The organism is Streptomyces xantholiticus (assembly GCF_014651015.1).
Lineage (GTDB): Bacteria > Actinomycetota > Actinomycetes > Streptomycetales > Streptomycetaceae > Streptomyces > Streptomyces xantholiticus.
Genome location: NZ_BMWB01000026.1, coordinates 17,250 through 34,397, shown reverse-complemented (window position 1 = coordinate 34,397; position 17,148 = coordinate 17,250). Strand labels below are relative to the sequence as shown.

Sequence of the window (17,148 nt, the reverse complement as noted above, 5' to 3'; positions counted from 1 at the left end):
TGCCGGAAGTGGTCCACCGATTCGCCCCCCGCGAAGCGTGGCTGGAAAGAACGCCAGGCCGATGGTTGCCGGAAAGTGATATGTCGCTGATGTGTGACAACAGCTGACTGCGGCGCGCGGGGCCCATCGAGGGTGCGCTACATTCATGGACCGGGTGAGTGAGTGGGGTAGAAGCGCTCGGGCAGGGTTGGGGACCCACGTCCGGAAGCGGCCGGTCAGCTGTGCGCGCACCCGATTCCAGTCAGTGGGGGGATGTGCCACAAGCCATGGAAAATTGGCAAGAAAACGTCGGTACCGGTTACACGCACGAGCCGCACGAGGTGACCATTCAACTCGACGGCCTCGGCCGGAAACTGCGGGATCTGCCCATCGAGCCGATCGTCGCCCCGGACAGTGCCGAAGGGCCGGTCTTCGTCGACGAGAGCGGCCGGCGCAGCAAGAAGTTCCGCCGTATCGGCTGGGTGCTGGCCGCCGCCTGTGCCTGCTACGCGATCACGCTCGTCGCCGCCCTGCTCGGCGGCGACTCCAGCGCACCCTGGATGCCCGGTCTCGGACAGGTGAGGGACAAGAAGCCCGAGCAGGTCGAGATCCAACCCGCCCCGACCGGCCGTGGGTCCACGGTGGCCACACCCAACGCCCCTCCGGGCAGCCCCGCCCCCGCGGACTCCGCCGGCGCCGTGCTGCCCCTGCCGTCGGGCACCACGGGCGGCGGCCGCTCGCTGCCCGCCGCGCCGGCGTCCGCCTCCGCTTCCCCGTCCGCGCCGCCACCGAGCGGCGGCACCGGCACGGAACCGGCCGCGAGTCCGGCCGCTCCAGGCGCCGGCGCTTCCTCTTCCGGTGTCACCCCTTCCGGCGGCCCCGGCCCCGCGGAGCCCGCCGCTCCCAGCAGCGGCTCCCCCCGACAGCCCGTGCAAGAAGGCGCACCGTAAATGACCGTCCCCGTCCCCGGGGTTCCGCCGCGGCGGAACCCCAAGAGCGTCGTACGCCGCAGACTGCCCATGCGCTATCTGCTGCCCGTGGTCTTCCTCGTCGCCCTGCTCGCGATGCTGATGCTGCGCGGCTATGTGCACAGCGAGATACTCGCCGACCACCGTGTCCGCCCCCCGGCACCCACGGACCAGGTCCCCGAGCACATACTCGCGGGCGGCCCCGTCATCGACGCGCGCGACAAGCAGAACCCCAAGGCGCTCGGCATCCCCGACCGGCGTCTGGTGCTGACCTTCGACGACGGCCCTGACCCCGTCTGGACGCCGAAGGTCCTCGACAAGCTCAAGGAATACGACGCGCACGCCGTCTTCTTCGTCACCGGCACCATGGCATCCCGCCATCCCGACCTGGTCGAACGGATGGTGCGTGAAGGCCATGAGATCGGCCTGCACACCTTCAACCACCCGGATCTGTCGTTCCAGTCGACCGACCGCATCGACTGGGAGCTGTCGCAGAACCAGCTGGCACTCGCGGGCTCGGCGGGCATCCGCACCTCCCTGTTCCGGCCGCCGTACTCCTCCTTCTCCGGCGCCCTCGACAACGAGTCCTGGCCGGTCACCCAGTACATAGGCAGCCGCGGCTACATCACGGCCTTCAACAACACCGACTCCGAGGACTGGAAGCGTCCCGGCGCCGACGCGATCATCGAGCGCGCCACGCCCGACGGCACCGAGGGCTCCATCGTGCTGATGCACGACTCCGGCGGCGACCGCTCCCAGACCGTCGAGGCCCTCGACCGCTTCCTGCCGGACATGAAGGAGCGCGGCTACAGGTTCACCAACCTCACCGAGGCGCTCGGCGTCCCCAGCGCCCACACCGGGGTCACCGGCCTCGAGCTGTGGAAGGGCAAGGCGTTCGTCGGAGCCGTTGCCGTCTCCGAGAACACCACCGAGGTCCTGGTGGTCGGCCTGGCCGTGATCGGCGTGCTGGTCTTCGCCCGCTTCGGTCTGATGCTGATCCTGTCCTTCGCGCATGCCCGAAAGGTGCGCCGCAAGGGCTTCAGCTGGGGGCCGCCCATCACCAGGCCGGTCTCCGTGCTGGTCCCCGCGTACAACGAACGCGAATGCATCGCCAACACCGTGCGCTCGCTGATGGCCAGCGATCACCCCCTCGAAGTCATCGTCATCGACGACGGCTCCAGCGACGGCACCGCCGACATCGTCGAGGGCATGGGGCTGCGCGGCGTACGCGTCGTGCGGCAGCCGAACTCGGGCAAACCCGCCGCCCTCAACAACGGCATCAGGAACGCCCGTTACGAGATCGTCGTCATGATGGACGGCGACACCGTCTTCGAACCGTCCACCGTCCGCGAACTCGTGCAGCCCTTCGGAGACCCGCGCGTGGGCGCCGTCGCAGGCAATGCCAAGGTCGGCAACCGCGACACCCTCATCGGCGCCTGGCAGCACATCGAGTACGTGATGGGCTTCAACCTCGACCGGCGGATGTACGACGTGCTCGGCTGCATGCCCACCATCCCCGGCGCCGTCGGCGCCTTCCGCCGCAGCGCCCTCGAACGGGTCGGCGGCATGAGCGAGGACACCCTCGCCGAGGACACCGACATCACCATGGCCATGCACCGCGACGGCTGGAAGGTCGTCTACGCGGAGAAGGCCCGCGCCTGGACCGAGGCCCCCGAGTCCGTGCAGCAGCTGTGGTCGCAGCGCTACCGCTGGAGCTATGGCACCATGCAGGCGATCTGGAAGCACCGCCGCGCCCTCGTCGAACGCGGGCCTTCGGGCCGCTTCGGCCGGGTCGGCCTGCCGCTGGTCTCCCTGTTCATGGTCCTGGCGCCGCTGCTCGCGCCGCTGATCGATGTCTTCCTGCTGTACGGGCTGGTCTTCGGCCCCACACAGAAGACCATCGCCGCTTGGCTCGGCGTGCTTGCGATACAGGCCGTCTGCGCCGCCTATGCCTTCCGGCTGGACAAGGAACGCATGGTCCACCTCATCTCCCTGCCGCTCCAGCAGATCCTCTACCGACAGCTGATGTACGTAGTTCTCCTGCAGTCCTGGATCACCGCACTGACCGGCGGCCGCCTGCGCTGGCAGAAGCTGCGGCGCACCGGAGCGGTGGAAGCGCCCGGTGTCGTGAACAACCAGCGGCAGCACACCGCCGGCGAGCGGAGGCCGGTCGCGTGACCCCGTACACCGCACCGCAGACGGTGCCTCAGCCGTCCCACGGCGGCACCTCCGCGGTGCCCGCCGGCGGCCGGGACCGCTACTTCGACCTGCTGAGGGCGCTCGCCCTGTTCCGTGTCGTGCTCTACCACCTGGTGGGCTGGGCCTGGCTGCCGCTCGTGTTCCCGTCCATGGGCGTGATGTTCGCGCTCGCCGGTTCACTGATGGCTCGCTCCCTGGCCCGCCCGGCGCTCCGGGTCATCCGCAGCCGGGTACGGCGGCTGCTCCCTCCCCTGTGGGTGCTGGGCGCCGCGGCCGTCACCGCGATGCTCCTCGAGGGATGGCGTCCCGGCCCCTCCGCGGTCTTCTGGATCCTGCCGCTGAGCGACCCGCCGTTCCTCGTCGCCGAATGGGCCGGTGACATGGCGGAGCCGCTCTGGTACCTGCGCGCCTATCTGTGGTTCGTGCTCCTGTCGCCGCTGCTGCTCCGCCTGCTGCGCAGGCTGCCGTGGCTCACCCTTGCCGCGCCGGTCGCCCTGTCCTTCGCTCTCGCCGCCGGTTACCTCACCATGCCGGAGCGGATCGACTCGGCGCTCACCGACTTCACCACCTTCGGCGCGTGCTGGATCCTCGGCATGGCCCGCCAGGAGGGCGTCCTCGCCCGCCTGCCGCGCTACATCGTGCCCTCGCTGGCGCCGTTCGTGATGCTGGCCGGGCTCTGGTGGGCCGGGCAGCACGGGTTCGCGACGGGCGGCGAGCTCGACGGCATCCCGCCGGCCGATGCCCTCTGGTCGCTCGGCGCGGTGATGATGCTGCTGCACTTCAGCCCGTCGTGGGAGTGGTGGCCGCCGAAACTGCGCCAGTGGGACAGCGTGATCACCCTGCTCAACGCGCGCGCGGTGACCGTATACCTCTGGCACAACGTGTGCATCCTGCTCGCCGCGTTGCTCTGGGACCGGATGTGGGACATCGACCTGCTCGCCGAGCACGCCTCGTGGCTGCTGGACAGCTGGGTGCCGGTGCTGCTGATCGCCTGGGCACTGATCGCCGTGTGCGTTCTGCTCTTCGGCTGGGCCGAGGACCTGGCGGCCGGGCGCCGCCCGCGGCTGTGGCCGAACGGCCAGGACACGGGCAATGCGGGGACCGGACTCTCACATCCCGCCCGACCGGCGGGTGAGAGCAAGGTTTCGCACCGGTCACGTGCAGCCATCGGCCCTGAAACGCGCCGTCCGTAGCGTCGTCCTCACGATCGAAACAGGTGGAGGCGCGTGATGGCAGGGCGATGGATCGAGCAGTGGGACCCCGAGGACGAGACGTTCTGGAAGACCAAGGGGGAGCGGGTCGCACGGCGCAACCTCGCCTTCTCGGTGCTCAGTGAGCACATCGGGTTCTCCATCTGGAGCCTGTGGTCCGTGATGGTCCTCTTCATGGGACCGGAGTACGGGATCGACCCGGCCGGCAAGTTCTTCCTGATCGCTACGGCGACCCTGGTCGGCGCCGTGATCCGGGTGCCGTACACCTTCGCCGTCGCCCGGTTCGGCGGCCGTAACTGGACGATCTTCAGCGCCCTGCTCCTGCTGCTGCCGACCGGCGCGGCGTACCTGGTGATGGAGCCGGGCACCTCGTACACGACCTTCCTCGCGGTCGCCGCGCTCACGGGTGTCGGCGGCGGCAACTTCGCCTCGTCGATGACGAACATCAACGCCTTCTTCCCGCTGCGGAAGAAGGGCTGGGCGCTCGGCCTCAACGCGGGGGGCGGCAACATCGGCGTACCGGTGATCCAGCTGATCGCCCTGCTGATCATCGGTACGGCAGGGGCGGCCCACCCTCGGCTGGTGCTCGGCATCTACCTGCCGCTCATCGTGATCGCCGCGCTGTGCGCCGCACTGTGGATGGACAACCTGGCACCGGTGAAGAACGACACCGGCGCGGCCGTCGACGCCGCCAAGGAGGGCCACACCTGGATCATGGCCTTCCTCTACATCGGCACCTTCGGCTCGTTCATCGGCTACAGCTTCGCCTTCGGACTCGTGCTCCAGACCCAGTTCGGCCGCACCCCGCTGCAGGCCGCATCGCTCACCTTCATCGGCCCGCTGCTCGGCTCCCTCATCCGGCCCCTCGGCGGACTGCTCGCCGACCGCTTCGGCGGTGCGCGCATCACCCTGTGGAACTTCGTGGCCATGGCCGCCGCGACCGGGGTGGTCGTCGCCGCCTCCGTCCAGGAGTCGCTGAGCGTGTTCCTCATCGGTTTCATCGCGCTGTTCGTGCTCAGTGGCCTCGGGAACGGCTCGACGTACAAGATGATCCCCGGCATCTTCCAGAACAAGGCGCTCGCCAAGGGCATGACCGGTGAGACCGCAGCCGCCTACGGGCGACGGCTGTCCGGCGCCTCCATGGGGCTCATCGGCGCCGTCGGCGCGGTCGGCGGCCTCGCGATCAACCTCGCGTTCCGCCAGTCCTTCCAGACCGCCGGCACCGGAACCGCCGCCTTCGTCTCCTTCCTCGCCTTCTACGCGGTCTGCTCGGCCGTCACCTGGGCGGTATACCTTCGCCGTCCCGTCGCGGTGCCGGTCCGGGCCGCGGACGCCCAGACGGAGCCGGAGCCGGTCTACGCACGGGTCTGAGCGAGCGGAGTCCGTAACGACGGTGAAATATGAGCGAACCGGGCCTGTCACGCACCTTTGACAGGCTCGGTCGCCACGTTCACAGTCCGATGGCACCGCCGATGGGGCATTCAAGTGGGGACGACCGAGATGCACGACCAAGGCCAACCGCACGGCCCCCTCGCGGGCTTCACCGTCGGCGTGACCGCCGCCCGGCGCGCCGACGAACTGGGCGCACTGCTCCAGCGACGGGGCGCGGCCGTCGTGCACGCCCCCGCGCTTCGTATCGTTCCGCTCGCCGACGACGCCGAGCTGCTCGCCGCCACCAAGCAGCTGATCGACCACACCCCCGACGTGGTCGTCGCCACGACCGCCATCGGCTTCCGCGGCTGGGTGGAGGCCGCCGACGGCTGGGGGCTCGGCGAGCAGCTGCTCGGTCGGCTGGGCGGCGCCGAGCTGCTGGCACGCGGCCCCAAGGTCAAAGGCGCCATCCGTGCGGCGGGGCTCAACGAGGAGTGGTCCCCGGCCTCCGAGTCCATGGCGGAGGTCCTGGACCGGCTGCTCGGCGAGGGGGTGGCGGGCCGCCGGATCGCGCTCCAGCTGCACGGTGAGCCGCTGCCCGGGTTCGTCGAGGCGCTGCGGGCGGGGGGCGCGGACGTCGTCCTCGTACCCGTCTACCGCTGGATGCCGCCCGAGGACATCGCCCCGCTCGACCGGCTGCTGGACGCGACCGTCGCCCGCGCCCTTGATGCCGTCACCTTCACCAGCGCCCCGGCCGTCGCCTCCCTCCTGAACCGCGCCGAGAGCCGCGGTCTCCTTCCCGATCTGCTGGGCGCCCTCGGCCACGACGTCCTCGCGGCCTGCGTGGGCCCGGTCACCGCCGTGCCGCTGCAGGCCGTCGGCGTCACCACGGTGCAGCCGGAGCGGTTCAGACTCGGGCCGCTCGTGCAACTGCTCGGTACCGAGCTGCCCGGCCGCGCCCGTACGTTCCCGGCCGCCGGCCGCCGCGTCGAGATCCGCGGCCACGCCGTCCTCGTCGACGACGAACTGCGTCCGGTGCCGCCCGCCGGCATGGCGCTGATGCGCGCCCTGTCGGAGCGGCCCGGCTGGGTCGTCTCCCGCTCCGACCTGCTGCGCGTCCTGCCCGGCTCGGGCAAGGACGAGCACGCGGTGGAGACGGCCATGGCCAGGCTGCGTACCGCGCTGGGCACGCCCAAGCTGATCCAGACCGTCGTCAAACGGGGCTACCGGCTGGCCCTCGACCCCGCGGCCGACGCCAAGTACGCCGACGCGCAGAGCTGACGCGTCCGGACGAGGTCTTCCGGCCGCCCCCGTCGGCGGGCACTCTGGTGGGGACACCCGGCGGTGACCCCGAGGCGGTGACAGGCGCATGACAGCGGCGGGCGCGGGCGGCTCGAACCCCCGGCAGTGGCGGTTCGACTCCGGTCGGATCTGTCTGGACCTGGTGGCGACGTCCCACGAGGCGGACCGGCCCGACGGACCCGAACCACTGGCGAACACGGGGAGGTTGACATGCTGGCTGGTGGGCGCCGGCCTCGTCCCCACCGGGACGCGTCTGACCGGTGTGGACGGCAGTTGGGTGGCCGGCTTCGTCGAACTGCGCGACTGTATCGACCGCTTGGTGCGCTCCAGACCCCTGAAGGGCTGCCCGGAGCACGACCTGGAGGTCGTCAACTCCCGTGCGCAGAGCCCGCCGCCGGGCATCAGGGCCGTACGGGACGAGGGGGGCGATCTGGTACGGGCGCTCAGCGCCACCCCCGAGTGCGCGGCGCTCCTCGCGGTCGTCGCCCGTGACGCGGTCGATCTCCTCACCGATCCGGTCGCGCGCTCGCGGCTGCGGCAGTGCGAGGGCGACAACTGCCGCCGGGTCTATCTGGACACGTCACGCGGCAGGCGGCGGCGCTGGTGCTCCAGCGAGGTGTGCGGAAACCGCGAGCGCGTGGCCAGGCACCGCCGGCGGACCTCTGTAAAAGATCTTGAAGTTTCTTCGGCCGGGATTGAGTGAACCTCCCACCGTCCCCGTAGTGAAGGGGGACCACGGCGCGCCACCAGGCCGCCTGGCGACCAGCCGACGAAAACAGGGGCTCGACCGGGAGGTTCAGGTGCGCAAGGATGCCGCCGTGGCCGATGACCGTCCGCAACGGGCCCGCCATCGCAGCGAGAAGCCACGTATCGACACCTCTGTGCCCGACGAGGAGTTGATGCGTGCCCTCTACCGCGAACACGCAGGACCGTTGCTCGCCTATGTACTGCGTCTCGTTGCCGGCGATCGCCAGCGCGCCGAGGACGTCGTGCAGGAGACGCTCATCCGTGCCTGGAAGAACGCCGGCCAGCTCAACCGTGCGACCGGCTCTGTCCGACCCTGGCTGGTGACGGTCGCCCGGCGCATCGTCATCGACGGTCACCGCAGCCGGCAGGCCCGGCCGCAGGAGGTCGATCCGTCGCCGCTGGAGGTCATGCCCGCGGAGGACGAGATCGACAAGGCGTTGTGGCTGATGACGCTCTCAGATGCACTCGATGATTTGACGCCCGCCCACAGGGAAGTTCTTGTCGAGACGTATTTCAAGGGGCGTACGGTCAATGAGGCGGCCGAAACGCTCGGCATACCCAGCGGGACCGTCCGGTCCCGAGTGTTCTACGCGCTCCGTTCCATGAAGCTCGCTCTTGAGGAGAGGGGGGTCTCGGCATGACCATGTACGAGCAGGAATCCGTGCACGACGCCGTCGGCGCATATGTGCTCGGTGTGCTCGACGAAGCGGACGCCTCCGCCTTCGAGGCGCATCTGGCAGGGTGCGACATCTGTGCCGCCCACCTCGAGGAGTTCTCGGGGATGGAGCCGATGCTCGCGATGCTCGCGGAGGCACCTGCCCCCGCACCGCCGCAGAGCAACGTCTACAGCTTGCCCGGAATGCGCGGCATGGAGGACTTCCCGCCACCCCGGCCCGTCCCCGTGGTGCCGACGTCGCCGAGCCCCAAGGTGCTCGACGGCCTGCTGAACGAGGTCGCCGTCAAGCGAGCCCACAAGCGCAGGCGCGGCATGTACCTGCTCGCGGCGGCCGCGGCGCTGATCATCGGCGGGCCCGCCGTCGCGGTCGTGGTCACCGCGGACGACACCGGCAGCAACGTGGCGGGTGCCGACCCGCATCCCACCAGTCCCGCAGAGGACGCCTTCTTCAACCACATGGAGGAGAAGGTGCAGGCCACGGACGCGACCACCAAGGTCAGCGCCGTCGTCGGCATGGAGAAGAAGGGCTGGGGCACCCACGCCGTCCTGGAGCTGAAGAACGTCAAGGGACCCTTGAAGTGCAACCTCATCGCCGTCTCCAAGACCGGCGAGGAGGAGGTCGTGACCTCCTGGGCCGTCCCGAAGTGGGGCTACGGCATCCCCGACAGCCCGAACAAGGACGCCAAGAAGCCGCTGTACGTCCACGGCGGCTCGGCGATGGACCGTAACGACATCGACCACTTCGAGGTCCGTACCTTCGAGGGCGAACGGCTGGTCGAGGTCGCCGCGTAGACCCTGAGTGGGCTGGGCCGTTTTCCGGCCGGGGAGCTGTGTGGCCCCCGGCCCCGTTTTCATGTCCGCAGCCAGTGTCCGCGGGCCGTGCCCTCCGGCCCGCGGCCCGGACAGGTGCAATATCCTCCCCCCTTGCCGTACGGTTGACGGCTGCCCAGTGCACGTCAGAAGGGGGCCTCGGTGGCCGCGCAGGATGCCGCTGTCGAATCCGTGGTCGGTTCCACCGCCGACACGGTGCGAGACCGTGAGATCGGTGTCGAACAGGAACACCTGGACCAGGTGTACCGCCGTCTCGAGGAGAAGATCCACGAGGCCGAGTTCCTGATGAACGACGCCGCCAAGAGGGGCCAGGTCGGGACTCCCGGTGCGCTCGCGGAGCGGGACGCCCAGGTCTTCCGCGCCGGGATCCACCTCAACCGCCTCAACAACGAGTTCGAGGACTTCCTCTTCGGCCGGATCGACCTGCTGTACGGCAAGGACGGCAAGAAGGGCCCCGACGGCGCCTACACCTCGGTCGAACCCGCCGACGACGCCGTACGGCCCGACAACACCGCCGACATCGGCGAGACCCTCCACATCGGCCGGATCGGCGTCCTCGACTCCGACTACGCCCCGCTGGTCATCGACTGGCGGGCCCCGGCCGCCGCGCCGTTCTACCGCTCCACGCCGGTCGACCCCGGCCGTGTGGTGCGTCGCCGCGTCATCCGCTCCAAGGGCCGCCAGGTCCTCGGAGTCGAGGACGACCTGATGCGCCCGGAACTGACCGCCACGCTGAACGGCGAACGGCTTCCCGTGGTCGGCGACGGCGCGCTGATGGCGGCGCTCGGACAGGCGCGCAGCCACTCGATGCGGGACATCGTCGCCTCCATCCAGGCCGAGCAGGACCTCGTGATCCGCGCCCCCGCCGCGTCCGTGACGTACGTGGAGGGCGGCCCCGGTACCGGGAAGACGGCCGTAGCCCTGCACCGGGCCGCGTACCTGCTCTACCAGGACCGGCGCCGCTACGCGGGCGGCATCCTGATCGTCTCCCCGACGCCGCTGCTCGTCGCCTACACGGAGGGCGTGCTGCCCTCGCTCGGCGAGGAGGGGCAGGTCGCGATCCGCGCGGTCGGCTCGCTCGTCGACGGCGCTGAGGCCACCGTCTACGACGAGCCGGCCGTGGCCCGCCTCAAGGGGTCCTCCCGGATGCTGAAGGTGCCGCGCAATGCCGCGCGAGGCGCCCTCGAGGTGCCGGCGCGGCCCGGCGGGGGCGAGCAGCTCGCCCTCGGCGAGGAGCCCGCGGCCCCCGCCGCGACGCCCGACCGGCTGCGCGTCGTCGCCTTCGGCCGCCGCCTCGAGCTGGAGGCAGAGGAACTCAGGCGCATCCGCCAGGGCGTGCTCGGCGGAACGGCCCCCGTGAACCTGCTGCGCCCCCGCGCCCGGCGGCTCCTGCTGGACGCCCTGTACGCCAAGTCGGGCGCGGCGGGCCGGCACGCCACCGACCCCGAGCTCGCCGCGGAGCTCCGCTCGTCCTTCGACGAGGACGTCACCGGCGAGGACAGCTTCGTCGCGTTCCTGGACGCCTGGTGGCCCGAGCTGACCCCGCGAGGAGTGCTCGCCGCCATGGCCGACGAGCGGCGCCTCGGCCGCTGGGCGCGCCGCGTGCTCAACCCCGGTGAGGTACGCAGACTCGCCCGCTCGCTGCGCCGCGACGCCCTGTCCGTGCACGACGTGGCCCTCCTCGACGAGCTGAGCACCCTGCTCGGCACACCCGCCCGCCCCCGCAGGAAGCGCGAGCTCGATCCGCTGGACCAGCTGACCGGGCTCGAGGAGCTGATGCCGCAGCGCGAGGAGTCGCAGCGCGAGCGGGCGGAACGGCTGGCGGCGGAGCGCGTCGAGTACGCGCACGTCATCGTCGACGAGGCGCAGGACCTCACACCCATGCAGTGGCGGATGGTCGGGCGCCGCGGTCGGCACGCCACCTGGACGGTCGTCGGTGACCCGGCCCAGTCGTCCTGGTCCTCCCCGGACGAGGCGGCAGAGGCCCGCGACGAGGCGCTGGGCACCCGTCCCCGCCGCCGCTTCGAGCTGACCGTCAACTACCGGAACCCGGCCGAGATCGCCGAACTGGCCGCCAAGGTGCTCAGGCTTGCCATGCCGGGCATGGAGTCCCCGTCCGCCGTCCGCTCCACCGGGGTACGTCCGCGGTTCGCGGTCGTCCGGGACGGCGGCGACCTCGCCGGAGCCGTACGGGCGGAGGCCGAGCGGCTGCTCGCCCAGGTCGACGGCACGGTCGGGGTCGTCGTCGCGATGAACCGGCGCGAGCAGGCGGCGCGGTGGCTGGCGGGGCTGGGCGAGCGGGTCGTGGCCCTCGGCTCGCTGGAGGCGAAGGGACTGGAGTACGACGCGACCGTGGTCGTCTCGCCCGCGGAGATCGCCGACGAGTCGCCCGCAGGACTGCGGGTGCTGTACGTGGCGCTGACCCGGGCAACGCAGCAGCTCACGGTGGTCTCCGGCCGCCGTGACCAGCCCGACGCGGACGGGGTGCCGGACCTGCTGCGGGACTGAACGGGCGACCGTCCTGGGGTTGGCGCGCCGTACGGGAATCACTTGCCCAGGCGGTGCGTTAGCCTGGATACGGCACCGGCCCGATCCAAGCCCCCGGGCCCAACCTTCGTCCCTCAGAGGGACCACTTGCCGCGAGGCGAGCATGGCGGGTCGGTGCCACCTGTACGTGCGAAAGAGGCCCGCTCCACCTGGACCAGGTGGAGCGGGCCTCTTTCTGTTTTCGGCCCATTTCTCGTATGGTGGAAAATAGTTTCCGAAAACATTATGACCACATTACCTGCTACCGGCAGGTAGGTGACACCATCTTCACAGCGCTGCCGCGCCCCAGGTCGGTGCCGCACAGTGAAGAAGCTAGGGAAAGCAGAGGAACCCGGTCATGGCAACGGCGCCCAGCGTCTCGTACTCGATGACGGTCCGGCTGGAGGTGCCCGCGAGCGGAACCGCGGTCTCCCAGCTGACCACGGCCGTGGAGTCCTCCGGCGGCTCCGTGACCGGCCTGGACGTGACCGCCTCCGGCCACGAGAAGCTGCGGATCGACGTCACGATCGCGGCCAGCTCGACGGCCCACGCGGACGAGATCGTCGAAGGTCTGCGGGACATCGAGGGCGTCGTCCTCGGCAAGGTCTCCGACCGTACGTTCCTGATGCACCTCGGCGGCAAGATCGAGATGGCGTCCAAGCACCCCATCCGCAACCGTGACGACCTGTCGATGATCTACACCCCCGGAGTGGCGCGCGTCTGCATGGCGATCGCGGAGAACCCGGAGGACGCCCGCCGGCTGACCATCAAGCGCAACTCCGTTGCAGTGGTGACCGACGGCTCCGCCGTCCTCGGCCTCGGCAACATCGGCCCCAAGGCCGCGCTGCCGGTGATGGAGGGCAAAGCGGCCCTCTTCAAGCGCTTCGCAGGCATCGACGCCTGGCCCATCTGCCTCGACACCCAGGACACCGACGCCATCGTCGAGATCGTCAAGGCGATCGCCCCCGGCTTCGCCGGCATCAACCTCGAGGACATCTCCGCGCCCCGCTGCTTCGAGATCGAGGCACGGCTGCGCGAGGCCCTCGACATCCCCGTCTTCCACGACGACCAGCACGGCACCGCCATCGTGGTGCTCGCCTCGCTGACCAACGCCCTGCGTGTGGTGGGCAAGAGCATCAGCGACGTACGGGTCGTCATGTCCGGAGCCGGCGCCGCCGGTACCGCGATCCTCAAGCTCCTCATCGCGGCGGGCGTCAAGCACGCCGTCGTCGCCGACATCCACGGCGTCGTGCACGCCGGCCGCGAGGACCTGGTGGCCGCCACCCCGGGCTCGCCGCTGCGCTGGATCGCCGACAACACCAACCCCGAGGGCGTCACCGGCACGCTCAAGGAAGCCGTCGTCGGAGCGGACGTCTTCATCGGTGTCTCCGCGCCGAACGTGATCGGCGGGGAGGATGTCGCGGCCATGGCCGACGGGGCGATCGTCTTCGCGCTCGCGAACCCCGACCCCGAGGTCGAGCCGGCAATCGCCCGCCAGACGGCGGCAGTTGTGGCCACCGGCCGCTCCGACTTCCCGAACCAGATCAACAACGTGCTGGTCTTCCCGGGCGTCTTCCGCGGTCTGCTGGACGCCCAGTCCCGTACGGTCAACACCGAGATGATGCTCGCGGCCGCGGCCGCGCTCGCGGACGTCGTCACCGAGGACGAGCTGAACCCGAACTACATCATCCCGTCGGTCTTCAACGACAAGGTCGCCGGAGCCGTCGCTGGAGCGGTACGGGACGCGGCGAAGGCCGCGGGCGCCGCTGTGACGGGCCCCACGTCCGCCTGATATACGGCGCGTCGCGGGTCGCGGGGTCGCAAACCCCCCTTTAGGGTGGCGGATCAGGGAGCACGCGGCCCCGACCTGCCCGCTCCGACGGGTCCGAAGGAGTCGACGGAACGTCATCACGATGAGGCAGTGGTGGATTTCGTGCGGCTCCGGGGTGACCCCGGAGGGTGCCGGATTGGCTTTCCCGCCGCTGGTGGGGGCAGGATGCTTCCCCGAGGACCTGCGTCCTGGGGGCAGCCCCCGCGGGCGCGGAGGGGTCTGACAGCAGACCCGGGTCCGGGGACTGTCCGAGGGCCCTGGCAGCATCGGCTTCGATCCACGCCTCACAGGCAAGAAGAACACGGGAGTAACAAAATGAACCGCAGTGAGCTGGTGGCCGCGCTGGCCGACCGCGCCGAGGTGACCCGCAAGGACGCCGACGCCGTTCTGGCCGCTCTCGCCGAGACCGTCGGCGAGGTCGTCGCCAAGGGCGACGAGAAGGTCACCATCCCCGGCTTCCTGACCTTCGAGCGCACCCACCGTGCCGCTCGCACCGCGCGCAACCCGCAGACCGGCGACCCGATCCAGATCCCGGCCGGCTACAGCGTGAAGGTCTCCGCGGGCTCGAAGCTCAAGGAAGCCGCCAAGGGCAAGTAAGGCCTTCGGCAACGCGAGGGCGGCCACCCGGTCCGGGTGGCCGCCCTTGCGCGTGCGCGGGGCCCTGTGTGTCGGACCGGGTCGTCGGGCCCTGCCCCCGCCGCTGGGCGGCGCCGTGTACGCCGGCCGGGTTGTCGGGGCTCCGCCCGGGCGCCGCGCCTCAATCGCCGGCGGGGCCTGACGCGCCGCACGTGGCGGGGCCGACCTCTGGCGCCCGTGGGCCACGCGGCCCGGGCCCGCCCCGGGCATGTGCCATGTGCCCGGGCCCGCCCCGGGCATGTGCCATGAGGGCGCCCCCGGGGGCTGGGTTTTGCACCGGTTTCGGGAAGGGGCGGGTTGGGGACGCGTCCCGCGCAGCGCCCCCCTCCCGGCGCGCCGCACACGCGCAACGGCCCCCACGGGGCAACCCGCGGGGGCCGTCGGCGTACGGCAGGGCGTCAGACGATCGGGCCGCCCGGCAGCTCAACCTTCGCGCCGAGCTTCTCCAGCTTCTCCATGAAGTTCTCGTAGCCCCGGTTGATCAGGTCGATCCCGTGCACCCGGCTCGGCCCCTGCGCCGCCAGCGCCGCGATCAGATAGGAGAAGCCGCCGCGCAGGTCGGGGATGACCAGGTCCGCGCCCTGGAGCTTCGTCGGGCCTGACACGACCGCGGAGTGCAGGAAGTTGCGCTGGCCGAAGCGGCAGTGGGAGCCGCCCAGGCACTCGCGGTACAGCTGGATGTGCGCCCCCATCTGGTTCAGCGCCGACGTGAAGCCCAGCCGCGACTCGTACACCGTCTCGTGCACGATCGACAGCCCCGTCGCCTGCGTCAGGGCCACCACCAGGGGCTGCTGCCAGTCCGTCTGGAAGCCGGGGTGGACGTCCGTCTCCAGCGCGATGGACTTCAGCCGCCCGCCGGGGTGCCAGAAGCGGATGCCCTCGTCGTCGATCTTGAAGGCGCCACCGACCTTCCGGTACGTGTTCAGGAACGTCATCATCGAGCGCTGCTGCGCGCCGCGCACATAGATGTTGCCCTCGGTGGCCAGGGCCGCCGACGCCCAGGACGCCGCCTCCAGGCGGTCCGGGAGCGCGCGGTGGGTGTAGCCGCCGAGTTTGTCGACACCGGTGATCCGGATCGTCCGGTCGGTGTCCATGGAGATGATCGCGCCCATCTTCTGCAGCACGCAGATGAGGTCCTCGATCTCCGGCTCGACCGCCGCGTTCGTCAGCTCGGTGACGCCCTCGGCGAGCACCGCGGTCAGCAGCACCTGCTCGGTCGAGCCGACCGACGGGTACGGCAGCCGGATCTTCGTGCCGCGCAGCCGCTGCGGGGCCTCCAGATACTGGCCGTCCGCACGCTTCTCGATCGTCGCGCCGAACTGTCGCAGTACGTCGAAGTGGAAGTCGATGGGCCGCCCGCCGATGTCGCAGCCACCGAGCCCGGGGATGAAGGCGTGGCCGAGGCGGTGCAGCAGGGGACCGCAGAAGAGGATCGGGATGCGCGACGAACCCGCGTGGGCATCGATGTCGGCGACGTTCGCGCTCTCGACGTGCGTCGGGTCGAGGACCAGCTCGCCCGGCTCCTCGCCGGGGCGGACCGTCACACCGTGCAGCTGCAGCAGTCCGCGTACGACTCTTACGTCACGGATGTCCGGCACGTTGCGCAGCCGGCTCGGTTCGCTGCCGAGCAGGGCGGCGACCATTGCCTTGGGCACGAGGTTCTTCGCGCCGCGGACGCGGATCTCGCCCTCGAGCGGGGTGCCGCCGTGGACAAGCAGTACATCGTCTGTGCCGGTCATGAATCTCGCGTTCCGGAGAGGTCGGTCGGGGGACAGAGAAAAGGGTAAGGGGGCACAGCGGCTGCTCCGTAAGGGCCGGGACGCTTCTCGGACGTAATGAATTGGGTACAACACGCTGTGTCCGCCGCGCCTCGCTCACCGTCACCGGCCCGCCGGGCCCGACGGCCGCCGTCCGCTCGCCTCTTGAGCTGCGGCCATCGTGCGAGGTTCGGGCAGTGATCCCGCTCGGGCCCCGCGCACGGCGAAGATGCGGGATCATGTCTCGCATGACCGAGGTGTCCTCGCTCACAGGCCGGCTGCTCGTCGCCGCGCCCGCCCTGGCGGACCCGAACTTCGACCGGGCGGTGGTCCTGCTGCTCGATCACGACGACGAGGGTTCCCTCGGCGTGATCCTCAACAGGCCCACCCCCGTGGTCGTCGAGGACATCCTCGAGGCGTGGGGTGCGCTGGCCGGTGAGCCGGGCGTCGTCTTCCAGGGCGGCCCCGTCTCCCTCGACTCGGCGCTCGGTGTCGCCGTGATCCCCGGCGACGAGGGCCCGCTCGGCTGGCGGCGCGTGTACGGCGCGATCGGCCTCGTCGATCTCGAGGCCCCGCCGGAGCTGCTCGGCGACGCACTCGGTTCGCTGCGAATCTTCGCCGGGTACGCGGGCTGGGGTCCGGGGCAGCTGGAGGACGAGTTGCAGGACGGCGCCTGGTATGTCGTCGAGTCTGAGCCGGGGGACGTTTCATCCCCCCACCCGGAGGGCCTGTGGCGGTCGGTGCTGCGGCGCCAGCGCAACGAGCTGGCCATGTTCGCCACCTACCCGGACGACCCGAGCCTGAACTGAACGGGCGACCCGAGCCGAGCCGGCCAGGCGACGCGAGCCGAGCCGGCCGGGCGACGCGAGCGAGCCGCAGGCCCAGCCCGAACGGGCCGGACGGCCCCAGCCGAACCGACGACCCCAGCCGAACCGAACTGGACGACACGAGCCGAACCGAGCCGGGCGACGACAGCCGAGGCGAGCCGAGCCGGGCGACCGAGCCCGAACGGGCCGGGCCGTCGAGGCAGGACGCCGGGTCGACGTAGAAGGACGGGGTCGTCGGAAAGGCGCACGGGGCCTTGCTCCCGCGGGCGCCGGGTCGTGGGTACCCT

General features: G+C 70.8%; 13 protein-coding genes. 12 read left to right on the top strand and 1 reads right to left on the bottom strand.

All coding sequences use genetic code 11. The features are described from left to right. The first annotated feature begins 266 nt into the window (after positions 1-266). The 11 genes from IE198_RS29030 to IE198_RS28980 all read left to right on the top strand — a co-directional run bounded on the left by IE198_RS29030 (position 267) and on the right by IE198_RS28980 (position 14,238). A complete protein-coding gene (locus tag IE198_RS29030) occupies positions 267-929 on the top strand; it encodes a hypothetical protein (protein ID WP_189891904.1) in 663 nt (220 codons plus the stop codon). A 69-nt stretch (positions 930-998) separates the two neighbouring features. Continuing rightward, a complete protein-coding gene (locus IE198_RS29025; RefSeq protein ID WP_189891984.1) occupies positions 999-3,125 on the top strand; it encodes a bifunctional polysaccharide deacetylase/glycosyltransferase family 2 protein in 2,127 nt (708 codons plus the stop codon). Then, complete coding sequence (locus IE198_RS29020) at positions 3,122-4,339, top strand: acyltransferase family protein (protein ID WP_189891902.1); 1,218 nt, start codon at positions 3,122-3,124, stop codon at positions 4,337-4,339. Before IE198_RS29025 ends, IE198_RS29020 begins: the two co-directional genes overlap by 4 nt. A 36-nt stretch (positions 4,340-4,375) precedes the next feature. Beyond that, complete coding sequence (locus tag IE198_RS29015; RefSeq protein WP_189891900.1) at positions 4,376-5,728, top strand: nitrate/nitrite transporter; 1,353 nt, start codon at positions 4,376-4,378, stop codon at positions 5,726-5,728. Between the two features lie 129 nt (positions 5,729-5,857). Further along, positions 5,858-7,009 (top strand): uroporphyrinogen-III synthase, encoded by a 1,152-nt coding sequence (locus tag IE198_RS29010; RefSeq protein WP_189891897.1) that lies wholly within the window; start codon positions 5,858-5,860, stop codon positions 7,007-7,009. A gap of 88 nt (positions 7,010-7,097) precedes the next feature. Then, on the top strand, positions 7,098-7,733 hold the full coding sequence (locus tag IE198_RS29005; RefSeq protein WP_189891895.1) for a CGNR zinc finger domain-containing protein: 636 nt from the start codon (positions 7,098-7,100) through the stop codon (positions 7,731-7,733). Positions 7,734-7,830: 97 nt separating this feature from the next. After that, complete coding sequence (locus IE198_RS29000) at positions 7,831-8,418, top strand: sigma-70 family RNA polymerase sigma factor (protein ID WP_005316925.1); 588 nt, start codon at positions 7,831-7,833, stop codon at positions 8,416-8,418. Next, positions 8,415-9,245, top strand: coding sequence for a zf-HC2 domain-containing protein (locus tag IE198_RS28995; RefSeq protein ID WP_189891893.1), 831 nt, complete (start codon positions 8,415-8,417; stop codon positions 9,243-9,245). Before IE198_RS29000 ends, IE198_RS28995 begins: the two co-directional genes overlap by 4 nt. Before the next feature lie 180 nt (positions 9,246-9,425). Further along, positions 9,426-11,792 (top strand): HelD family protein, encoded by a 2,367-nt coding sequence (locus IE198_RS28990; protein ID WP_189891891.1) that lies wholly within the window; start codon positions 9,426-9,428, stop codon positions 11,790-11,792. 376 nt (positions 11,793-12,168) lie between these two features. Further along, positions 12,169-13,602: an NAD-dependent malic enzyme gene (locus tag IE198_RS28985; protein ID WP_189891889.1), complete on the top strand. Its 1,434-nt coding sequence runs from the start codon at positions 12,169-12,171 to the stop codon at positions 13,600-13,602. 354 nt (positions 13,603-13,956) lie between these two features. Continuing rightward, complete coding sequence (locus IE198_RS28980) at positions 13,957-14,238, top strand: HU family DNA-binding protein (RefSeq protein ID WP_004571953.1); 282 nt, start codon at positions 13,957-13,959, stop codon at positions 14,236-14,238. Positions 14,239-14,675: 437 nt separating this feature from the next. On the opposite strand, the gene murA is transcribed toward IE198_RS28980, so the two are convergent. Beyond that, complete coding sequence (gene murA / locus IE198_RS28975) at positions 14,676-16,016, bottom strand: UDP-N-acetylglucosamine 1-carboxyvinyltransferase (protein WP_189891887.1); 1,341 nt, start codon at positions 16,014-16,016, stop codon at positions 14,676-14,678. 266 nt (positions 16,017-16,282) lie between these two features. Here murA and IE198_RS28970 point away from each other — a divergent pair, with 266 nt between their 5' ends. Further along, entirely contained in the window at positions 16,283-16,843 is a 561-nt protein-coding gene (locus IE198_RS28970) for a YqgE/AlgH family protein (protein ID WP_189891884.1), read from the top strand. Positions 16,844-17,148: the final 305 nt, after the last annotated feature.

Excerpts from the sequence above, each read along its gene's own strand:
- IE198_RS29030 (WP_189891904.1), top strand. The coding sequence starts at position 267 with ATGGAAAATTGGCAAGAAAACGTCGGTACCGGTTACACGCACGAGCCG.
- IE198_RS29025 (WP_189891984.1), top strand. The coding sequence starts at position 999 with ATGCGCTATCTGCTGCCCGTGGTCTTCCTCGTCGCCCTGCTCGCGATG.
- IE198_RS29015 (WP_189891900.1), top strand. The coding sequence starts at position 4,376 with ATGGCAGGGCGATGGATCGAGCAGTGGGACCCCGAGGACGAGACGTTC.
- IE198_RS29010 (WP_189891897.1), top strand. The coding sequence starts at position 5,858 with ATGCACGACCAAGGCCAACCGCACGGCCCCCTCGCGGGCTTCACCGTC.
- IE198_RS29005 (WP_189891895.1), top strand. The coding sequence starts at position 7,098 with ATGACAGCGGCGGGCGCGGGCGGCTCGAACCCCCGGCAGTGGCGGTTC.
- IE198_RS28995 (WP_189891893.1), top strand. The coding sequence starts at position 8,415 with ATGACCATGTACGAGCAGGAATCCGTGCACGACGCCGTCGGCGCATAT.
- IE198_RS28985 (WP_189891889.1), top strand. The coding sequence starts at position 12,169 with ATGGCAACGGCGCCCAGCGTCTCGTACTCGATGACGGTCCGGCTGGAG.
- IE198_RS28980 (WP_004571953.1), top strand. The coding sequence starts at position 13,957 with ATGAACCGCAGTGAGCTGGTGGCCGCGCTGGCCGACCGCGCCGAGGTG.
- murA (WP_189891887.1), bottom strand. The coding sequence starts at position 16,016 with ATGACCGGCACAGACGATGTACTGCTTGTCCACGGCGGCACCCCGCTC.
- IE198_RS28970 (WP_189891884.1), top strand. The coding sequence starts at position 16,283 with ATGACCGAGGTGTCCTCGCTCACAGGCCGGCTGCTCGTCGCCGCGCCC.